The sequence below is a fragment of the Novosphingobium olei genome, assembly GCF_012927405.1.
In the GTDB taxonomy this organism is placed as follows: Bacteria; Pseudomonadota; Alphaproteobacteria; order Sphingomonadales; family Sphingomonadaceae; genus Novosphingobium; species Novosphingobium olei.
Genome location: NZ_JABBGM010000007.1, coordinates 49,498 through 64,842, shown reverse-complemented (window position 1 = coordinate 64,842; position 15,345 = coordinate 49,498). Strand labels below are relative to the sequence as shown.

Here is a 15,345-nt window from a genome sequence, read left to right as displayed (position 1 = left end):
CATGGGCCGGCTTGCAGACTACGCCAAAACGCTCGACACTGCTGCTCGCGAGGCCAGGGCGACCCAGCAGATCACCCCGGTTGATGCGGCTTTCACCGTTGCCGACGCCTACCAGGTGCAGAAGCTGTCGGTCGATCGCCGGCTGGCGCGCGGCGAGCGGCGCATCGGCGTGAAGATGGGGCTGACCAGCCGGGCCAAGATGCTGCAGGTCGGCGTCGAGGAAGTGGCCTGGGGCAGGCTGACCGACGCCATGCTGGTCGAGGAAGGCGCTGCCCTTTCGCGCGCGCGCTATGTTCACCCCCGGGTCGAACCCGAAGTCGCCTTCCTGATGAAGGCGCCGCTCGTCGGCAAGGTTACTGCTGCCGCAGCGCTGGCCGCGGTCGAAGCGATCGCGCCTGCCATGGAGATCATCGATAGTCGTTTCGAGAACTTCAAGTTCGCGCTCGAAGACGTGATCTCCGACAACACCTCCTCGTCCGGGCTGGTGATCGGATCCTGGTGCGATCCCCGGATCGATTTTTCGAATCTGGGCGTGATCCTCGAGATCGACGGCGAGGTGGTGCAAGTGGGATCGACTGCGGCAATCCTCGGTCACCCGATCCGCTCGCTGGTTGCTGCAGCCCGGCTGGTTGCCGAGGCAGGTGAACAGATCAACGCCGGCGACATCGTCATGGCCGGCGGGATCACCGCCGCGCCCAACCTGGCGCCCGGCCAGACCGTACGGACCACGGTGCAGAGCCTTGGCGCGGTCATGTTTCAGGTGGAAGCCTGACATGCCGATCATCGAGGTCAACCTGCTCGAAGGGCGCGCTCCGGAAGCCAAGGAACGATTGATCCAGGCGCTGACCGATGCGGCTATCGATGCAATCGGCGCGCCGCGGGAATCCGTCCGCGTCATCTTGCGCGAGATAGCCCCGGCGCATTTCGCAGTCGGAGGACAGAGTTTTGCGGCAAAAGCCGCAGCAACAGCGCAATCGAAAATTGAAGAAGATTGGTCGGATGGAAGATGAAGCGCATCAAATCCGCATTGTCGGTGGCGCAAAGTTCGCCTGTTCCGAAGAGGAGCGCGTGCTGCTCGCGATGGAGCGGTGCGGAGCGGACGGTATCGGCGTAGGCTGTCGCGGCGGCGGTTGCGGATTCTGCCGGGTCAGGGTCATCGAAGGCAAGTATCGAACCGGCAAGATGAGCGCCGCCAAGGTTTCGCTTGCCGCCCAGGCCAAAGGCTACGTCCTAGCCTGCCGCCTATACCCCATGACTGACTTGTTGATTGAAGTCGAATGAGTTTCAAAGGAGATATGCCATGGCTACGCAGTTGAAGGGTGTCGACAACGAATACGGGATCAAGTCCGAATACGGCCACTACATTGGTGGCGAATGGATCTCCGGAGACAGCGGCAAGACCATCGATCTGGTCAATCCCTCGACGGGCAAGGTGCTGACCAAGATTCAGGCGGGCAACGCCAAGGACATCGAACGCGCGATTGCCGCCGCCAAGGCTGCGTTTCCCAAGTGGTCGCAGAGCCTGCCGGGTGAGCGACAGGACATTCTGATTGAGATCGCGCGCCGCCTGAAGGCCCGCCATTCGCATTATGCCACCCTCGAAACGCTCAACAACGGCAAGCCGATGCGCGAATCGATGTATTTCGATATGCCGCAGACGATCGGGCAGTTTGAACTGTTCGCTGGTGCGGCCTATGGTCTGCACGGCCAGACGCTCGATTATCCCGACGCGATCGGCATCGTTCACCGCGAACCGCTCGGCGTCTGCGCGCAGATCATCCCCTGGAACGTGCCGATGCTGATGATGGCATGCAAGATCGCGCCGGCGCTGGCTTCGGGCAACACCGTGGTGCTCAAGCCGGCCGAGACGGTCTGCCTCTCGGTGATCGAATTCTTCATGGAAATGGCCGATCTGCTGCCGCCGGGCGTGATCAACGTGGTCACCGGTTATGGCGCCGACGTGGGCGAGGCGCTGGTCACCAGCCCCGATGTTGCCAAGGTCGCCTTCACCGGTTCGATCGCCACCGCGCGCCGGATCATCCAGTACGCCTCGGCCAACATCATTCCGCAGACGCTCGAACTCGGCGGCAAGTCGGCGCACATCGTGTGCGGCGATGCCGACATCGACGCGGCGGTGGAAAGCGCGACCATGTCGACCGTCCTCAACAAGGGCGAAGTCTGCCTGGCCGGTTCGCGCCTGTTCCTGCACCAGTCGATCCAGGACGAGTTCCTCGCCAAGTTCAAGACCGCGCTTGAAGGCATCCGCCAGGGCGATCCGCTCGACATGGCCACCCAGCTTGGCGCCCAGGCATCGAAGATGCAGTTCGACAAGGTTGAAAGCTATCTTCGCCTCGCGGCTGAGGAAGGAGCGGAAGTCCTGACAGGTGGTACCCGCTCGGATGCCGCCAACCTGGCGGATGGCAACTTCATCAAGCCGACGATCTTCACCAATGTGAAGAACACCATGCGCATCGCGCAGGAGGAGATCTTCGGGCCGGTGACCAGTGTCATCACCTGGAACGACGAAGCCGACATGATGCAGCAGGCCAATGCCACCACCTATGGCCTGGCCGGCGGCGTATGGACGAAGGATCTCGCCCGGGCCCACCGGATCGCGCGCCAGCTTGAAACAGGCACGGTCTGGATTAACCGCTACTACAACCTCAAGGCCAACATGCCGCTGGGCGGCTACAAGCAGAGCGGTTTCGGGCGCGAATTCAGCCATGAGGTGCTGAATCACTACACCCAGACGAAGTCGGTGGTGGTCAACCTTCAGGAAGGTCGCACCGGAATGTTCGATCAGTGATCGGCGAGCAACGATCATTGGGAGAAGCGATGTGACAGCAAGACTTGAAGGACAGGTGGCACTGCTGACCGGCGGTGCCACCGGAATCGGCGCGGCGGTTGTCGCGCGCTTTATCGAAGAAGGTGCAAGGGTCGGCGTCCTGGTCAGGGACGCCGACCAGGCCGCCATGGTGCGCTCGCGGTACGGTGACGCGGTGTCCGTGGTTGAAGGCGATGTCCGCAACTATGCTGACAACGAAGCGGCGGTCGCCGCAACCGTAGCCGCTTTCGGCAAGCTCGACGTGTTTGTCGGCAATGCCGGGATATGGGACTACATGACGCCTTTGGCGGACATGGAGCCCGAGAAAATTTCGGAAACGCTGGATGAAATCTTTGGCGTCAACGTCAAAGGCTATTTCCTTGGTGCCCGGGCCGCCATTCCGGAACTGAGGAAAACCAAAGGCAGCATTATCTTCACGGCCTCGACTTCGAGCTTCTACACAGGCGGCGGCGGCACGCCCTATGTGGCGTCGAAGCACGCGGTTCTGGGTCTGATCCGCCAGCTAGCCTGGGAATTGACCCCGGACATCCGCGTTAACGGCGTCGCGCCGGGAGGCACCCGCACACCGCTGGGCGGCACCAAGGCGGGCGGCACGGCTGATGTCCACATGGAGGACATGGAAGGTCTCGATGCGATGATTGCCGGAATGACACCGCTCGCACGGATCGCTGAAGCGGATGATCATTCGGGACTCTATGCCTTGCTCGCCTCGCGCCGGGACTCGGCCTACATGACCGGGACAGTGCTGCTCAGTGATGGCGGCATCGGCATCGGCAAGCGCCCTGAAGGCTGAGCCGAAAACCAATCTCTCCACCCTTGGCGGGTGCCCGTTTCGGCGGGCGCCCGTCTTTTTTATCTCTTGCTTCCGCGGTCGAGAAAACGGTCGGCGGATATGGCCGCGCGTTCAACACTGGCGGCAAGCAGCCGTGCTTCGGCCAGATCGATCATCGCCGGCGGGCCGCACAGATAGGCTTCGTGGGCGGGCAGGTTCGCGATGCCGGCGATCTGTTCGGTAATCAGCCCACGCGCTCCGGCCCAGTCACTGCCGGGGTCTTCGTCGGACAACGCGGGGGTGAAGGTGAACGGGGCTTGCCAGCGATTGCGCAAGGTCTCGATTTGGTCGAGCGCATAAAGATTGGCCTGTTGGCGCGCACCATAGAGCAGGTGGACCGGGCGGGTCCCGCCAGCTGCCAGCGCCTGTTGCAGGATCGAGACGATCGGAGCGAGCCCGCTGCCGCCGGCGATGCACAGGATCGGTGCCTGGCCGTCCTTGAGGGCGAACTGGCCGAAGGGCGCGGCAACCGTCAGCTCGGTGCCGGTGCGATCGGCACCGAACAGCCAGTCGGTGAATGCGCCGCCCGGCACATGGCGGATGTGGAAGTGAAGCTGCCGCACCGGCCCGGCCAGCGCCGCGAATGCAAAGGAATAGCTGCGCGCGCCGTCGACGCCAGGCGCGATCAGATCGGCATATTGCCCCGGCGCGAAGGCCAGCGGGCGATCGAGCTCGATCGTCAGGCCGATGATATCCTTGCACAGGCGCGGTGCGGCAATGATGGTGCCGCGATAGTCTTCCACGGCAAGGCCCTGCACCAGCGGCGCATCGACCGCGATCGTCAGGTCGGAACGCGGGATGGCCTGGCAAGCCAGCCGGTAGCCGCCCCGCACTTCTTCCCCTTCCAGCGCCAGGGCCGAGGGACTCAATTCGCCGATCTTGCCGGTTACAAGTTTGAACTTGCAGGTCCCGCAGGAACCCACCTTGCAATCGTGCGGCATGGCCAGGCCTTGGCCCAGCATCGCTTCGAGCAGCGTCTTGCCTGCCGGGACCGTGATCGTGGTTGGCCAACCCTCCACGGACACGGTGTTCACCTTGGATTTGCGCAGGAAGGAAAACATGGGCTGGTTGGTCCAGATTGGGCGGGCGGCACCCGCTGCCGAATGCCGCTCGAGTGGGGGTTAATTCGTGCTTGCGCTATCTGGCGCTGGCCAGCCAGCGCGGCCAGCCGGCATGCGCGTTGGCCTCGTCTGCCAGCTTGCGTTCGCCTGGGGTGGCGAAGCGCTCGTCCCAGTCCTTGAGGCGTGGCTGCGCGATGAAGCGAAACCAGACCGGCGGGATCAGACCAGTGGCGAAGCACAGGAACAGCGAGGGCATCTGCGGTGCCTGCGGTTCGGGCTTCAGCGCATAGAAGGGAATGTGGCCATCGAGGTGGTGGTTGATATGGTTGGTGATTTCCGCACCGATCGGCCGGACGATCGCGCCAAGGTGGTTCCACGCGTGGTGGAGTTCGATCGGCGCGCCTTCGACCCGGATCAGGCCATAGTGCTGGAAGTAGTTGAACCCCTCCACGAACATCTTGGCCATTACCATCGCGGCGACAGCGGTCAGCGTCGCGCCAAGGCCTGCCGTCAAGCCCACAAAGACGATGATACTGCCCGATAAGAGCGGCATTAGCCACACCGGATTGCGCCATCCCAGCGAAGCATGGCCCAGCTTGCGGAGGATTTCGGCCGACTTTTCCCAAGTATCCTTGTAGGAACCCCAAGTCGCCTGGAACACGAAGCTGTAGATGGTCTGCCCGCGCCGAGGGGTATCGCTATCCTTGGCCGTATCGAGATGGACGTGGTGGGTGACGATATGGGCGATATCGCGATTGGGGTCGCCGTAGAAAGCGCTCAGACACTTGGCGACATAGCGTGGAAACCAGTGGCGGCGGTGCATCAGCTCGTGCGCTACCGGCAGGGTCGGCACCGCCGAGAGCCAGCCCAGGCTGAGCAGCGATCCGGCCAGTTGCCAGCTTGAATTGTCGGCGCCGGTGATCGGGTTGATCGCGGTCGCAACCGATCGGGCAAAGGCCCAGACCAGCAGAATCATGCACGGGAGCTGGAGGTACATGGCGAAATCGCCAAGCAGTGCCGTGCCCTGCGCGCGCATCTTGTGGTCCGCCGGCAGCAGGATATCCAGCGTCATCAATACCGGAAAGGTCGCCGCGCCCAGCCAGACGTAGCTACCGCCGAGCATGAATCCGATAACGCCCGCCAAGGTCATGACTGGGATGAGAAAATAGCGTAGGCCGTCCATCGGATTTCTCCCGAGTTATTTTGCTCTGGCCTTGACCGTCGAGGCAAGGGTGAGGGCGGCGGCGGTGCGCCGCCCTCGGGTATAGGGTCTTAGTATTTGTAGGCGAGCTTCAGGAACCATTCGCGCGGACGCGAGAAGCTTGCGGTGGCGGCGCCGCCGATGTCGAGATCGACGTACCCGCCTTGGATGTATCGTTTATCGGTCAAGTTGGTGACGCCGCCAGTCACGGTGAAGTGTTCGCTTTTGTCAGTGAATGACGCGCTCGCACCGAACACGCTATATGCTGGCTGAAACAATTGCGGGCTATTTACCGCATCCTTGAAGGTGCCGCTTTGATAGGACCAGTCACCACGAAGCGTCAGTTTGCCGGCTTGCCCTTCATAGACATCCGCATTGATAGCTGCCGAAGCTGTCCACTTGGGTACGAAAGCAAATTTCGAATCCTTGGTGACGGGGGCGGCTGATAAGTCGATGTTGGTGTAATAGGCATCCAGATAACCTACACCAAAGGTCAACTGAACCTGATCGATTGGAGCCGCTTCGCCCTCGACCTCAAATCCCTTGATCCGGCCGGTGCCCGCATTTCGTACCTTCGGTGCGATTCCCTCATTAACAACGATCTGCATATCGCTGTAGTCGGACAGGAACGCCGCGATGTTGAGGCGCAGTCGTCGGTTGAAGAATTCGTTTTTGAGGCCAATTTCGTAGGATTCGACGAACTCCGGCGTGAATGACGGTGTCGTAATCTCTGCGGGAAAGATGCGCTGGCTGAACCCGCCGTTCTTGAAGCCTTTCGAGTAGGATGCATAGATCAAGGTGTCGTCAGTGATCTTGTAGTCCGCCGAAATCGCTGGTGTCCATTCCTTCGCCTTGGCCTGGACTTGCACAGCTGGCATCGTGTGGTTGCCTCCCGGGTTCGTTGCCGAAGGCGTGCATCCGCCTGGAAGCGGGAAACCGGCGAAGGCTTCGAAGCCGGGGACGCCTGGTGGGATCACGCCCGGCACGGCCTGCCCGACGAGGCACTGGCTGAAGGCAATGAAAGCGCCATTGGGATAAAGTGAGGCCAGCACTGGATCGAACCGCGACCTATCATTGTAAATGACCTGTAGCGACGGATCGAACCGCTTGGTTTCGTTGGTGTAACGAATGCCCGGCGTGATCGAGAACCGGTCGGTTACCTTGAAGGTGGCCTGCAGGTATGACGCATAGCTATCGTTGTCGATTTTGCCACCGGAGAAGAATTGGGCGAACCCGAATTCCAACGGTTCCTTATCCTGGCCTTTTTCCTTTAGATAGTATCCGCCCAGAACAAACTTCAGTCGATCATCCAGAACACTACCGGTTAGCTGGAGCTCTTGTGATGCCTGCCACAGATCGATATTGTTGGTGAGCTGCAATATGTTGTGCGGAGTGCCGTCGAAATCATATTCGAACCTCGATTTCTGATCACGATAGGAACTGATCGACTTCAGGCTGATATCACCGAAGTCATAGTCGAGCGTCAGGTTAACTCCCCATAGATCGAAATCCGAGCGGTTGTTGCCGCCGGCCCAAGTCGTATCAGGATCCCCGGTAATCCAGCGCGTGCTGGCGCAATTAGGGTTGCTGGTCGGGGCCAGCGTTCCAGGAATCGGACCGGTGGGCCCAAACCCGCCCCAAGCCGCGCCGCAGGCGCCCGTAGCGGCCCCGACCGCGGAGATCTTGTTCCAAAAATACATCGAGCTCGGCGCGGCGATCAGACGATTGGTGCCCCCAGGGGGGGCGCTGTTGGGAATCTCCACAAAACGCAACGGAACCGGCTGGTCTCGCAGTTCGATGAGTGAGATTGCTGTCTGCTCTTCACGACGGATATTGATATCGCCGCTGAGGTTGACCGTCAGCTTGTCGGTCGGCTCCCACTTGAACGCCAGCCGGGCGCCAAAGCTATCCTTGTTGCCTTGGCGACCGCCATCGAACAGGCGTCTCTGAAAACCGTCGCGGGTTTCGTAGGATGCAACCGCGCGCATCGCGAGATTGTCACTCAGCGGCACGTTGATCATGCCCTTGAAATCTGCGCGATTGTAGCGTCCGGTAACGGCTTCGAGCTTTAGGTCGAAATCTTTCTGTGGCTGCATCGAGTTAACAACAATGGCGCCACCAATCGTGTTCTTGCCAAACAGGGTTCCTTGTGGCCCGCGCAAAATCTGAACGTCGGAAATGTCGGCCATATCAAGCAGCGCGCCAACGGAGCGAGCGACGTAGACGCCATCGACGTAAACCCCGACACCTGGATCGACCGTGATGTTGAAGTCGGTCTGCCCAACGCCACGGATGAACGCTGTCAGCGAAGCACTTGATCCGGAAATATTCGCGACCGGCTGGATGTTCACATTAGGAGCAAATTTAGCGACCTGTGCGACATTGTTAATCTGCCGTGCTTCGAGCATTCCTGCGTTCATTGCCGTGATTGCAACGGGAGTTTCCTGCAGATTCTCGGCTCGCTTGCGAGCGGTCACGATGATTTCTTCAAGGCCACCCGATGCCGGGGCGTCGGCCTGAGGTTCGCTTGCCGCAGCATCCTGGGCATGCGCCGTCATCGGTGCAAGGCAAGTCAGCCCAATGATGGCTGAAGTGCTGGCGCGCAGGAAGACCTTCCTGAAATTCATCAATTGCTTTGTCACTTGGCATTCTCCCTCTTGTTGATGTATTTTTATTTATAAGCGTGGATAGACTAAACGTAGATGTTGAGGTTCTTGCTCAACATCACATTGTGCTTGAGGATCGCTCGGCGTTTGACCAGTTGAAAGCTGTTGCCGACCTGGCGCCAGATATCGATACGGTTGCCGATCAGCGAATCCTCGTCGCGTTCGTTGCGATTGCGATAGGCATAGAAGTTCGAATAGACCCGGAACTCGTCGGTGTTTTCGGTAAGCTCCACCTCGACGTTGGTGATGATATGGGTGTAGCGCGTCGCCGGATCCTCCGACCAGGCCGTTCCGGTCTCGAGCCGCGAAAGCCGCTTGAGGATTTCGGGCTTGCTGTCGTTGTAATAGGCCATCCGGGTCAGGTCGGTCACCTGCTCGGTCTTGTCGCGGCGATAGCGGGTTTCGATCCCCGGCATGTGGTAATGCAGGTCTTCCGCCAGCATGCTGGTCCAGGCCTTGTAGTGTTCATCGTCGAGCAGCCGTGCTTCGCGATACAGCGTCTGGGTCAGCGCGTGGGTCAGTTCGAGCGATGCGGTAGTCCCTTCGCGCGTGCGCTCGATCGTTGCGGTGTCGGTCATAGCTGTAGTTCCTCTCAGAGCGCGAACAGGCCGGGAAGGTCGCGGGTTTCGGCCACATTGCCCAGCTGCGGTTCGGGCCGTGCCGGCATCTTGCCGAATTCGTCATGGGTCATCATGTCGAGCCAGCGCTGGTAGAAGCCGCGCTGGTTGGCGTCGTTGTACTGGCCGCGATAGACGATGCCCGGCAGGGTATCATGTTCGATCTGGCGGCCGATCCCGCAGCGATAGTGCAGGCGCTCGTGCCGGGTGACGACGCCGCGGTTGACGGTGGTGCAGTTCTCCCAGTTTTCCCCGTCATCCATCTCGAAGGTGCCACCGGGGCCGAAGGTCTGCATCACGCCCTTGGTCACTTCCTCCTTGATGTCGTCGGGCATGTTCTTGTTGACGATCACCCAGGTCTTCAATTCGAACTGCATCGGCCCCTTGGGTTGCCACTGGCGGAAGGTGGAAATGCCCGGCAGGAACGAGACGTTGGGGAAGATCGATGCCGAGGCGACCGAACCGAAGATCTTCGAGCGCATCTCGCCCAGGCGTTCCGCCATCTTCGGGCGGATCTTGTTGTAATAGTCCATCACCTTGGGGCGCCCGAGCAGGAAGAGGTCGCCCACGCCTTCGGTGCCGAATTCCCAGCCGTGGCCGTTCACGCTGGCGTGATAGGAATTATCCATGTCGATCGGCGGGAACGGCTGGCCGTTGTTCATCGACCGAGTGCCCGAATCATGCGTCCAGCCGGCGTGGTAAGCGTCGCCGATGAAGTTCTCGACCCCGAACTTCCAGTTCGCGCTGATCACCGACTTGATGCAGCCGCCAATGAATTCGGTGCCGCCTTCCTCGTTGTCGAGGATCATGTCGAGATACCACCGGAAATCGCCTAGCCAGGCTTCCAGGCTCGGCGCATCGCTGTTGAAGGTGGCGAACACCAGGCCCTTGTAGTTGCCGACCTTGGCGACGTTCTTGAGGCCATGGTTCTTGAAGTCGATATCGCCCGCGTCGTAGCAATATTCCTCGTGCATGCCCTTGAGGTCGCCGGCGGTGTCAAACGCCCAGCCGTGGTAATTGCAGACGAACCGACGGGTGTTCCCGGCATCGGCGAAGCACACCTTATTGCCGCGGTGCGGGCAGGAATTGAGCATGACCCGGATCGATCCGTCGGGCTGGCGGGCGACGATCACCGCATCTTCGCCCATGTGGGTCGTCAGGAAGTCTCCGGAACTGGGGATCTGGCTTTCGTGGGCAACGAACAGCCACGACCGCGCGAAAATGCGGTACAGCTCCTCCTCGTAGATGTCGGCATCCGAAAAGATCCGGCGGTCAAGCCAGCCTTCCTTGAGGTCCATGTAGCGTGAATAATCCGGTTCGCGACCGATACGTTCGAAGCGCATGATTGTTCTCTCCCGTCAGGATTGTTCAGAAAAAGGCGTTGAGGTTGCTGTCCGGCAGCACGGAATGGTCCAGCACGATCTCGCGCGCGGTGAGCAGCCACGCGCCGCCTTCGCTGCGCCAGAGGTCGGTGCGTCCGGCGGTGAGCAGGCGGGTAGTGCCGTCGATCCGGTTCCGGTGCATCACCAGCACAGAATGGACCCGCACCTCGTTATCGGCCTGGGTGGCCAGAACCTCCACGTTGGAGACAGCGCGGCGGATGTAGTTGGGAGGATCCTCGGCCCAGACGAAGCCGGATTTCAGGCGATCCACCCGCATTTTGAGCCGACCCAGATCCTCGTTGAAGATTACCCCTGGGCCAAGTGGTAAAGGCGGCGAACGGTCAGCGCGGAACCTTCGGCTCTTCAGTTCAAGGCGATAGCTGACGTCTTTGCCGAGCATGGCCAGCCAGCCTTCGAAATCTTCGTTGTCGAGCAGCCGGGCTTCGCGGTGGAGTGCCTGGGTGACAGCAACGATCACCTCCACCGGTGGAGGGGCAAGCGGCCGGTCAAGCATGCTCGGCTTCCTGTTCGGTCAACGAGTTGATGTTGTACGTGGGCACTTCGGCCCAAGTTTCCGCCATCATGTGCTCTTGCCAGCGGCGGTAGAAATAGCGCTGGTTGTGTTCGCTTACCAAGCCGGCGGCGATATCGCCGGGGAAGCCCTCGCGCTTGCCCGAGCGGCCCAGCGCCATGTTGGTGTAGACATCCATCTGCGCCGTGCGCCAGCCGCGCGACTGTTCGGTGCAGGCGGTCAGATTGTCGCCATCGTCGTTGTCGAACAGGCCTGCCAGGCCGAAGGTCAGGCACTGGTTTTCGAGGATCTGCGCTTTCACCGCCTCGGGCATGTCGTTTTCGGCCATGGCCCAGGTCCACTGCTCGATCTGGCCGGGACCCTTGGGATGATAGACCCGGAACCAGTTGAGCCCGGGCAGCAGCTGCAGGTTGGGGAAAATGGTGATGTTGACCTGCGCACCCCACACCTGCCTGCCGCGCACTTCGCCCAGACGGTCGATCACCGTCTGGCGGTTGGCCTCCAGGTATTCGAGGATCGGCTTGGGATCGGGATAGAAGGCATAGCCGGAAACGCCGTCGAGCGCGCTCAGGACCATGTGCCCGTTCATGCCGGCGACCGACAGCCCGCCATCGAGATCGACCCCGGAATTGCCGACGCTGAGCCCGGTGAGGTCCATCGACTGGACCGCCGCCATAGCGCCGGCATGGGCCCAGCCCAGGTGATAGCCATCGCCGCAGACGTTCTCGACTGGCAGCTTCCAGTTGGTGCCCAGCACCATCTTCTGCGTCTCGCCGAGCAGTGCCGATCCGCCTGGCATGGCATCCAGCCAGACATCGAGGAAAAACTTGGCATCGCCCAGATAGTCATCGAGGCTGGGCGAATTGGCATCCCAGCAGCCGAACACCAGGCCCTTATACTCGGCCACTTTCGTCACCGGGATCAGGCCGAACTTGGTGCGGTCGAGTTCGCCGAAATAGGCCTCGTTTTCCAGCGGCACCCCGGAGAGCGCGCCGTCCGGGGAAAAAGACCAGCCGTGATAGTTGCAGGTGAAAGCGCGCGCATTGCCGCGATCGGCGCGGCAGATCCGGTTGCCGCGATGGGTACAGCTGTTGAGGAACGCCTTGATCGACCCGTCCTTCTGGCGGATCACGATCACATCGTCTTCGCCCATGAAGGTGCGGAAATAGTCGCCCGGCTTCGGAATCTGGCTGGTGTGGACCAGAAACAGCCAGCAGCGCCCGAAGATCCGCTCAAGTTCCTGCCGATAAATGTCTTCGCTCGCGTAGATCGAGCGCGATTGGCGCCCGGTGCGGGAATCAACCAGATCGGCAATGCTGTCGTTCATTTGATCCTCTCCCGCACAGTATGGCTAAAGTCGGCATCGATTTTTCGTGTCGCGAAAGTTCTAAGCACGAGTCGTGCCAATATCGGTTTCTTACCGGTTTACAGCAGTCCGGGTTGGTCAATCCCACTGCGAGGCAGCTTGCAGATCGACGTAAATGTAAATGTCGAGGCTTGAGTCTGGCCCGAAAGTTACGAATCTGATAGCCTGACCGGATGAAGACACTTCCAGGCTACGCCGACATTGCCAGCAAGCTGCAGTTCTCACCGGAAATGGGCCGGATCTGGCACGATGGTGAACGCTGCGTACTGCTCAGCCAAGCGGCTCTGGCCAGCTGGCGCAGCCGCCTAGTTGCCGAATTGGGGCACGAAGCGGCCAGCCGGTTCTTCTGGGGTGTCGGTTTTGCCGAAGGCGCACGGTGCGCGATCGGCGCGAAAAAATTACGCCCGGATGGTGATTATCTTGAAGCATTCGCGGTCGGACCGCAGGCGCACGCCTTGACCGGGTTTGGCTGGACCCAGATCGAAATCCTGGAAAATGATTCCTCGCGAGGGCATTTCGAAGGCCGGTTCAGGGTCCACGATTCGATCGAGGCGGCGATCCATCTCAGCGCGACCGGGTACAGCACTGACCCGGTGTGCTGGATGCAGACTGGCTTTGCCAGCGGCTTTGCCACAACCTTCGCGGGACAACCGATCATCATGCGCGAAGTGGAATGTGCGGGGCGAGGCGATGCCGCCTGCGTACTTCACGCCAAACCAAAACCCGAATGGGATCAGTTGGACAACCTCGAATTGGCCGCGACGCCGCTGGTCCTGCCCGAAACGCGGCATGATGGGGGCCAAACGGTGATTGGGATCTCGGCAGGGTTCCTCTCAGCCAAGACCATGATCGAACGCACCGCGTCGAGCAATGCGACGCTGCTGTTAATGGGCGAGACCGGGGTCGGCAAGGAAGTGCTGGCCAAGCTCGCTCATCGGCTGAGCATGCGCGAGGCGGAGCCGTTCATCGCGCTCAACTGCGCGGCGATCCCCGAGGGGTTGATCGAATCGGAGCTGTTCGGCGTGGCCAAGGGGGCCTATACTGGCGCGGTTGCGGCCCGGCCCGGCCGGTTCGAACTGGCCAATGGCGGAACGCTATTCCTCGACGAGATCGCCACCCTTTCGCCGCTGGCGCAGTCCAAGATTCTGCGCGCGATCCAGGAAGGCGAGTTCGAGCGGGTTGGAGATACCCGGACAACACGTGTCGATATCCGGCTGATCGCGGCGTCGAACATCGAACTCACCGGAGCGGTGCGCGCGGGCACGTTTCGCGCCGACCTGTTCTACCGGATATCGACCTTGCCGGTCCGTGTGCCGCCGCTGCGCCAGCGCCGCGAGGACATTCCCGTGCTGCTCGAACATTTCCGCATGCGCTACGCCCAGCGTTATGGCCGCACCGTACCCGGCTTTACCGCGCGGGCGATCAACGCGTTGCTGGTTTACGATTTCCCCGGCAACGTGCGCGAACTTGAGCGCATGGTGGAACGTTCGGTGCTGCTCGCCGACGACGGGCGGGCGATCGACTTGCGGCACCTGTTCCTGGAAACCGACAACCTGGAGCTCAATCCGGCGATGGGGGTGACCAGCGACGGCCGGATCGGCACTGTCGACATGGCCGGCGATCGTAATGGCCTCATGCGTCAGGTGCTGGATCTGATCGTTGATGGCGGCGGAAGCCTGCTGGAGATGGAGCAATTGGTAATCCGCGAGGCGCTGAAGGCCAGCGGCGGCAATGTGGCGCGCGCCGCGCGCACGCTTGGCATGACCCGCCGCCAGTTGGCCCTGCGTCTCGAGAAGATGGAGCCGCAGGTACCAGCGCTGTAGCAGCTCAAGTGTCAACGCATTGCATATTGTGCAAAGTTCAGTTAGCTACAAGTATACTTGGCCCCGGCCCGCTCGGAAGGCCTGCAAAGTTGGGAGAATCGCATGAAGTCGGTAGCCGTGATCGGAGCAAATCTTGCAGGCGGCCGCGCGGTGGAGGCCTTGCGCCAGGCTGGCTTCGATGGCCGCATCACGCTGATCGGCGAGGAACCCTGGCGGCCTTATGAGCGCCCTCCCCTGTCCAAGGAAGTGCTATGGGATCCGGCAAACGTTCCGGACAACTTCTTCCTCCATGACGAGGCTTGGTATGCGGCCAACCGCATCGACATGCGACTGGGCGTGCGCGCCGAAGCGCTCGATCTGGCAGCAAGCGGCGTGCGCCTGGCCGGGGGCGAGCTGATCATGGCCGATCGCATCCTGCTGGCGACTGGCGGTTCTGCGCGCAAGCTCAACATGGAAGGCGCCGATGCCGCCAACGTGCACTATCTGCGCACCCGCGACGATGCCACCCGGATGGCGGCGGACCTCAAGGACGGGGCGCGGATCGTGATTGTCGGCATGGGCGTGATCGGGGCGGAAGTGGCGGCGAGCGCTGTCAAGCTGGGCTGCCGGGTGACGGCGATCGAGCCGCTTGCGGCGCCGATGATCCGCGCGCTTGGCCCGCAATTCGGGCAATGGCTGGGCGAGGAGCATCGCCGGCGCGGGGTCGATACCCGCTTCGGGCGCGGCGTCAACGCGATGAAGGTGACTGGCGGGCGGGTGACGCAGGTCGAACTCGATGACGGCTCGCTGATCGATTGCGATGCCGTGGTGGTGGGCGTCGGGATCGTGCCGGAAATCAGCCTGGCCCGTGACGCAGGCATTGTCACCAACAACGGCATCATCGTCGATCGCCAGTGCCGCACCGGCAACGCGAATGTCTTTGCGGCCGGCGACGTGGCCGAACAGGACAGCTTCTTTGGCGGCCATATCCGTCAGGAAACCTACCAGAACGCGGCCGACCAGGCCCAGGCCGCAGCGCTC

General features: G+C 61.4%; 13 protein-coding genes and 1 pseudogene. 7 read left to right on the top strand and 7 right to left on the bottom strand.

Translation table 11 applies throughout. The features are described 5' to 3' along the window. Window position 1 precedes the first annotated feature (1 nt). Genes HHL27_RS15315 through hcaB form a run of 5 tightly spaced genes read left to right on the top strand, consistent with a single transcriptional unit; the run spans window position 2 to window position 3,638 of the window. Window positions 2-772 (top strand): 2-keto-4-pentenoate hydratase, encoded by a 771-nt coding sequence (locus HHL27_RS15315; protein WP_169494278.1) that lies wholly within the window; start codon window positions 2-4, stop codon window positions 770-772. A gap of 1 nt (window position 773) precedes the next feature. Further along, entirely contained in the window at window positions 774-1,010 is a 237-nt protein-coding gene (locus HHL27_RS15310) for a 2-hydroxymuconate tautomerase (protein WP_169494277.1), read from the top strand. Continuing rightward, the gene (locus HHL27_RS15305) at window positions 1,000-1,281 is read left to right on the top strand and encodes a 2Fe-2S iron-sulfur cluster-binding protein (RefSeq protein WP_169494276.1); all 282 of its coding nucleotides are present in this window, start codon (window positions 1,000-1,002) and stop codon (window positions 1,279-1,281) included. Before HHL27_RS15310 ends, HHL27_RS15305 begins: the two co-directional genes overlap by 11 nt. 19 nt (window positions 1,282-1,300) lie before the next feature. After that, window positions 1,301-2,806 carry an aldehyde dehydrogenase family protein gene (locus HHL27_RS15300; RefSeq protein WP_169494275.1) on the top strand — a complete coding sequence of 502 codons (1,506 nt, stop codon included), beginning with the start codon at window positions 1,301-1,303 and terminating at the stop codon, window positions 2,804-2,806. Between the two features lie 31 nt (window positions 2,807-2,837). Next, a complete protein-coding gene (gene hcaB / locus HHL27_RS15295; protein WP_169494274.1) occupies window positions 2,838-3,638 on the top strand; it encodes a 3-(cis-5,6-dihydroxycyclohexa-1,3-dien-1-yl)propanoate dehydrogenase in 801 nt (266 codons plus the stop codon). Between the two features lie 59 nt (window positions 3,639-3,697). Here the strand turns inward: hcaB and HHL27_RS15290 are convergent, their stop codons facing one another. The 7 genes from HHL27_RS15290 to HHL27_RS15260 all read right to left on the bottom strand — a co-directional run bounded on the left by HHL27_RS15290 (window position 3,698) and on the right by HHL27_RS15260 (window position 12,463). Then, window positions 3,698-4,738, bottom strand: coding sequence for a 2Fe-2S iron-sulfur cluster-binding protein (locus tag HHL27_RS15290; RefSeq protein WP_169494273.1), 1,041 nt, complete (start codon window positions 4,736-4,738; stop codon window positions 3,698-3,700). Between the two features lie 76 nt (window positions 4,739-4,814). After that, window positions 4,815-5,921, bottom strand: a complete 1,107-nt coding sequence (locus tag HHL27_RS15285) for an alkane 1-monooxygenase (protein ID WP_169494272.1) — start codon at window positions 5,919-5,921, stop codon at window positions 4,815-4,817. Between the two features lie 89 nt (window positions 5,922-6,010). Next, window positions 6,011-8,581 (bottom strand): TonB-dependent receptor, encoded by a 2,571-nt coding sequence (locus tag HHL27_RS15280; RefSeq protein WP_338114917.1) that lies wholly within the window; start codon window positions 8,579-8,581, stop codon window positions 6,011-6,013. 50 nt (window positions 8,582-8,631) lie between these two features. Continuing rightward, the gene (locus HHL27_RS15275) at window positions 8,632-9,183 is read right to left on the bottom strand and encodes a 3-phenylpropionate/cinnamic acid dioxygenase subunit beta (protein WP_010891005.1); all 552 of its coding nucleotides are present in this window, start codon (window positions 9,181-9,183) and stop codon (window positions 8,632-8,634) included. Between the two features lie 14 nt (window positions 9,184-9,197). Further along, window positions 9,198-10,565, bottom strand: a complete 1,368-nt coding sequence (locus tag HHL27_RS15270) for an aromatic ring-hydroxylating dioxygenase subunit alpha (protein ID WP_010891004.1) — start codon at window positions 10,563-10,565, stop codon at window positions 9,198-9,200. Window positions 10,566-10,590: 25 nt separating this feature from the next. Beyond that, a complete protein-coding gene (locus HHL27_RS15265; protein WP_010891003.1) occupies window positions 10,591-11,118 on the bottom strand; it encodes an aromatic-ring-hydroxylating dioxygenase subunit beta in 528 nt (175 codons plus the stop codon). Continuing rightward, on the bottom strand, window positions 11,111-12,463 hold the full coding sequence (locus HHL27_RS15260) for an aromatic ring-hydroxylating oxygenase subunit alpha (protein WP_010891002.1): 1,353 nt from the start codon (window positions 12,461-12,463) through the stop codon (window positions 11,111-11,113). The genes HHL27_RS15265 and HHL27_RS15260 overlap by 8 nt, the downstream gene beginning before the upstream one ends. A 212-nt stretch (window positions 12,464-12,675) precedes the next feature. Between HHL27_RS15260 and HHL27_RS15255 the strand changes: the two genes are divergently transcribed. Then, complete coding sequence (locus HHL27_RS15255) at window positions 12,676-14,325, top strand: sigma-54-dependent Fis family transcriptional regulator (RefSeq protein ID WP_169494271.1); 1,650 nt, start codon at window positions 12,676-12,678, stop codon at window positions 14,323-14,325. A 102-nt stretch (window positions 14,326-14,427) separates the two neighbouring features. Further along, a pseudogene (locus HHL27_RS15250) lies at window positions 14,428-15,318 on the top strand (NAD(P)/FAD-dependent oxidoreductase); the annotation flags it as partial. Window positions 15,319-15,345: the final 27 nt, after the last annotated feature.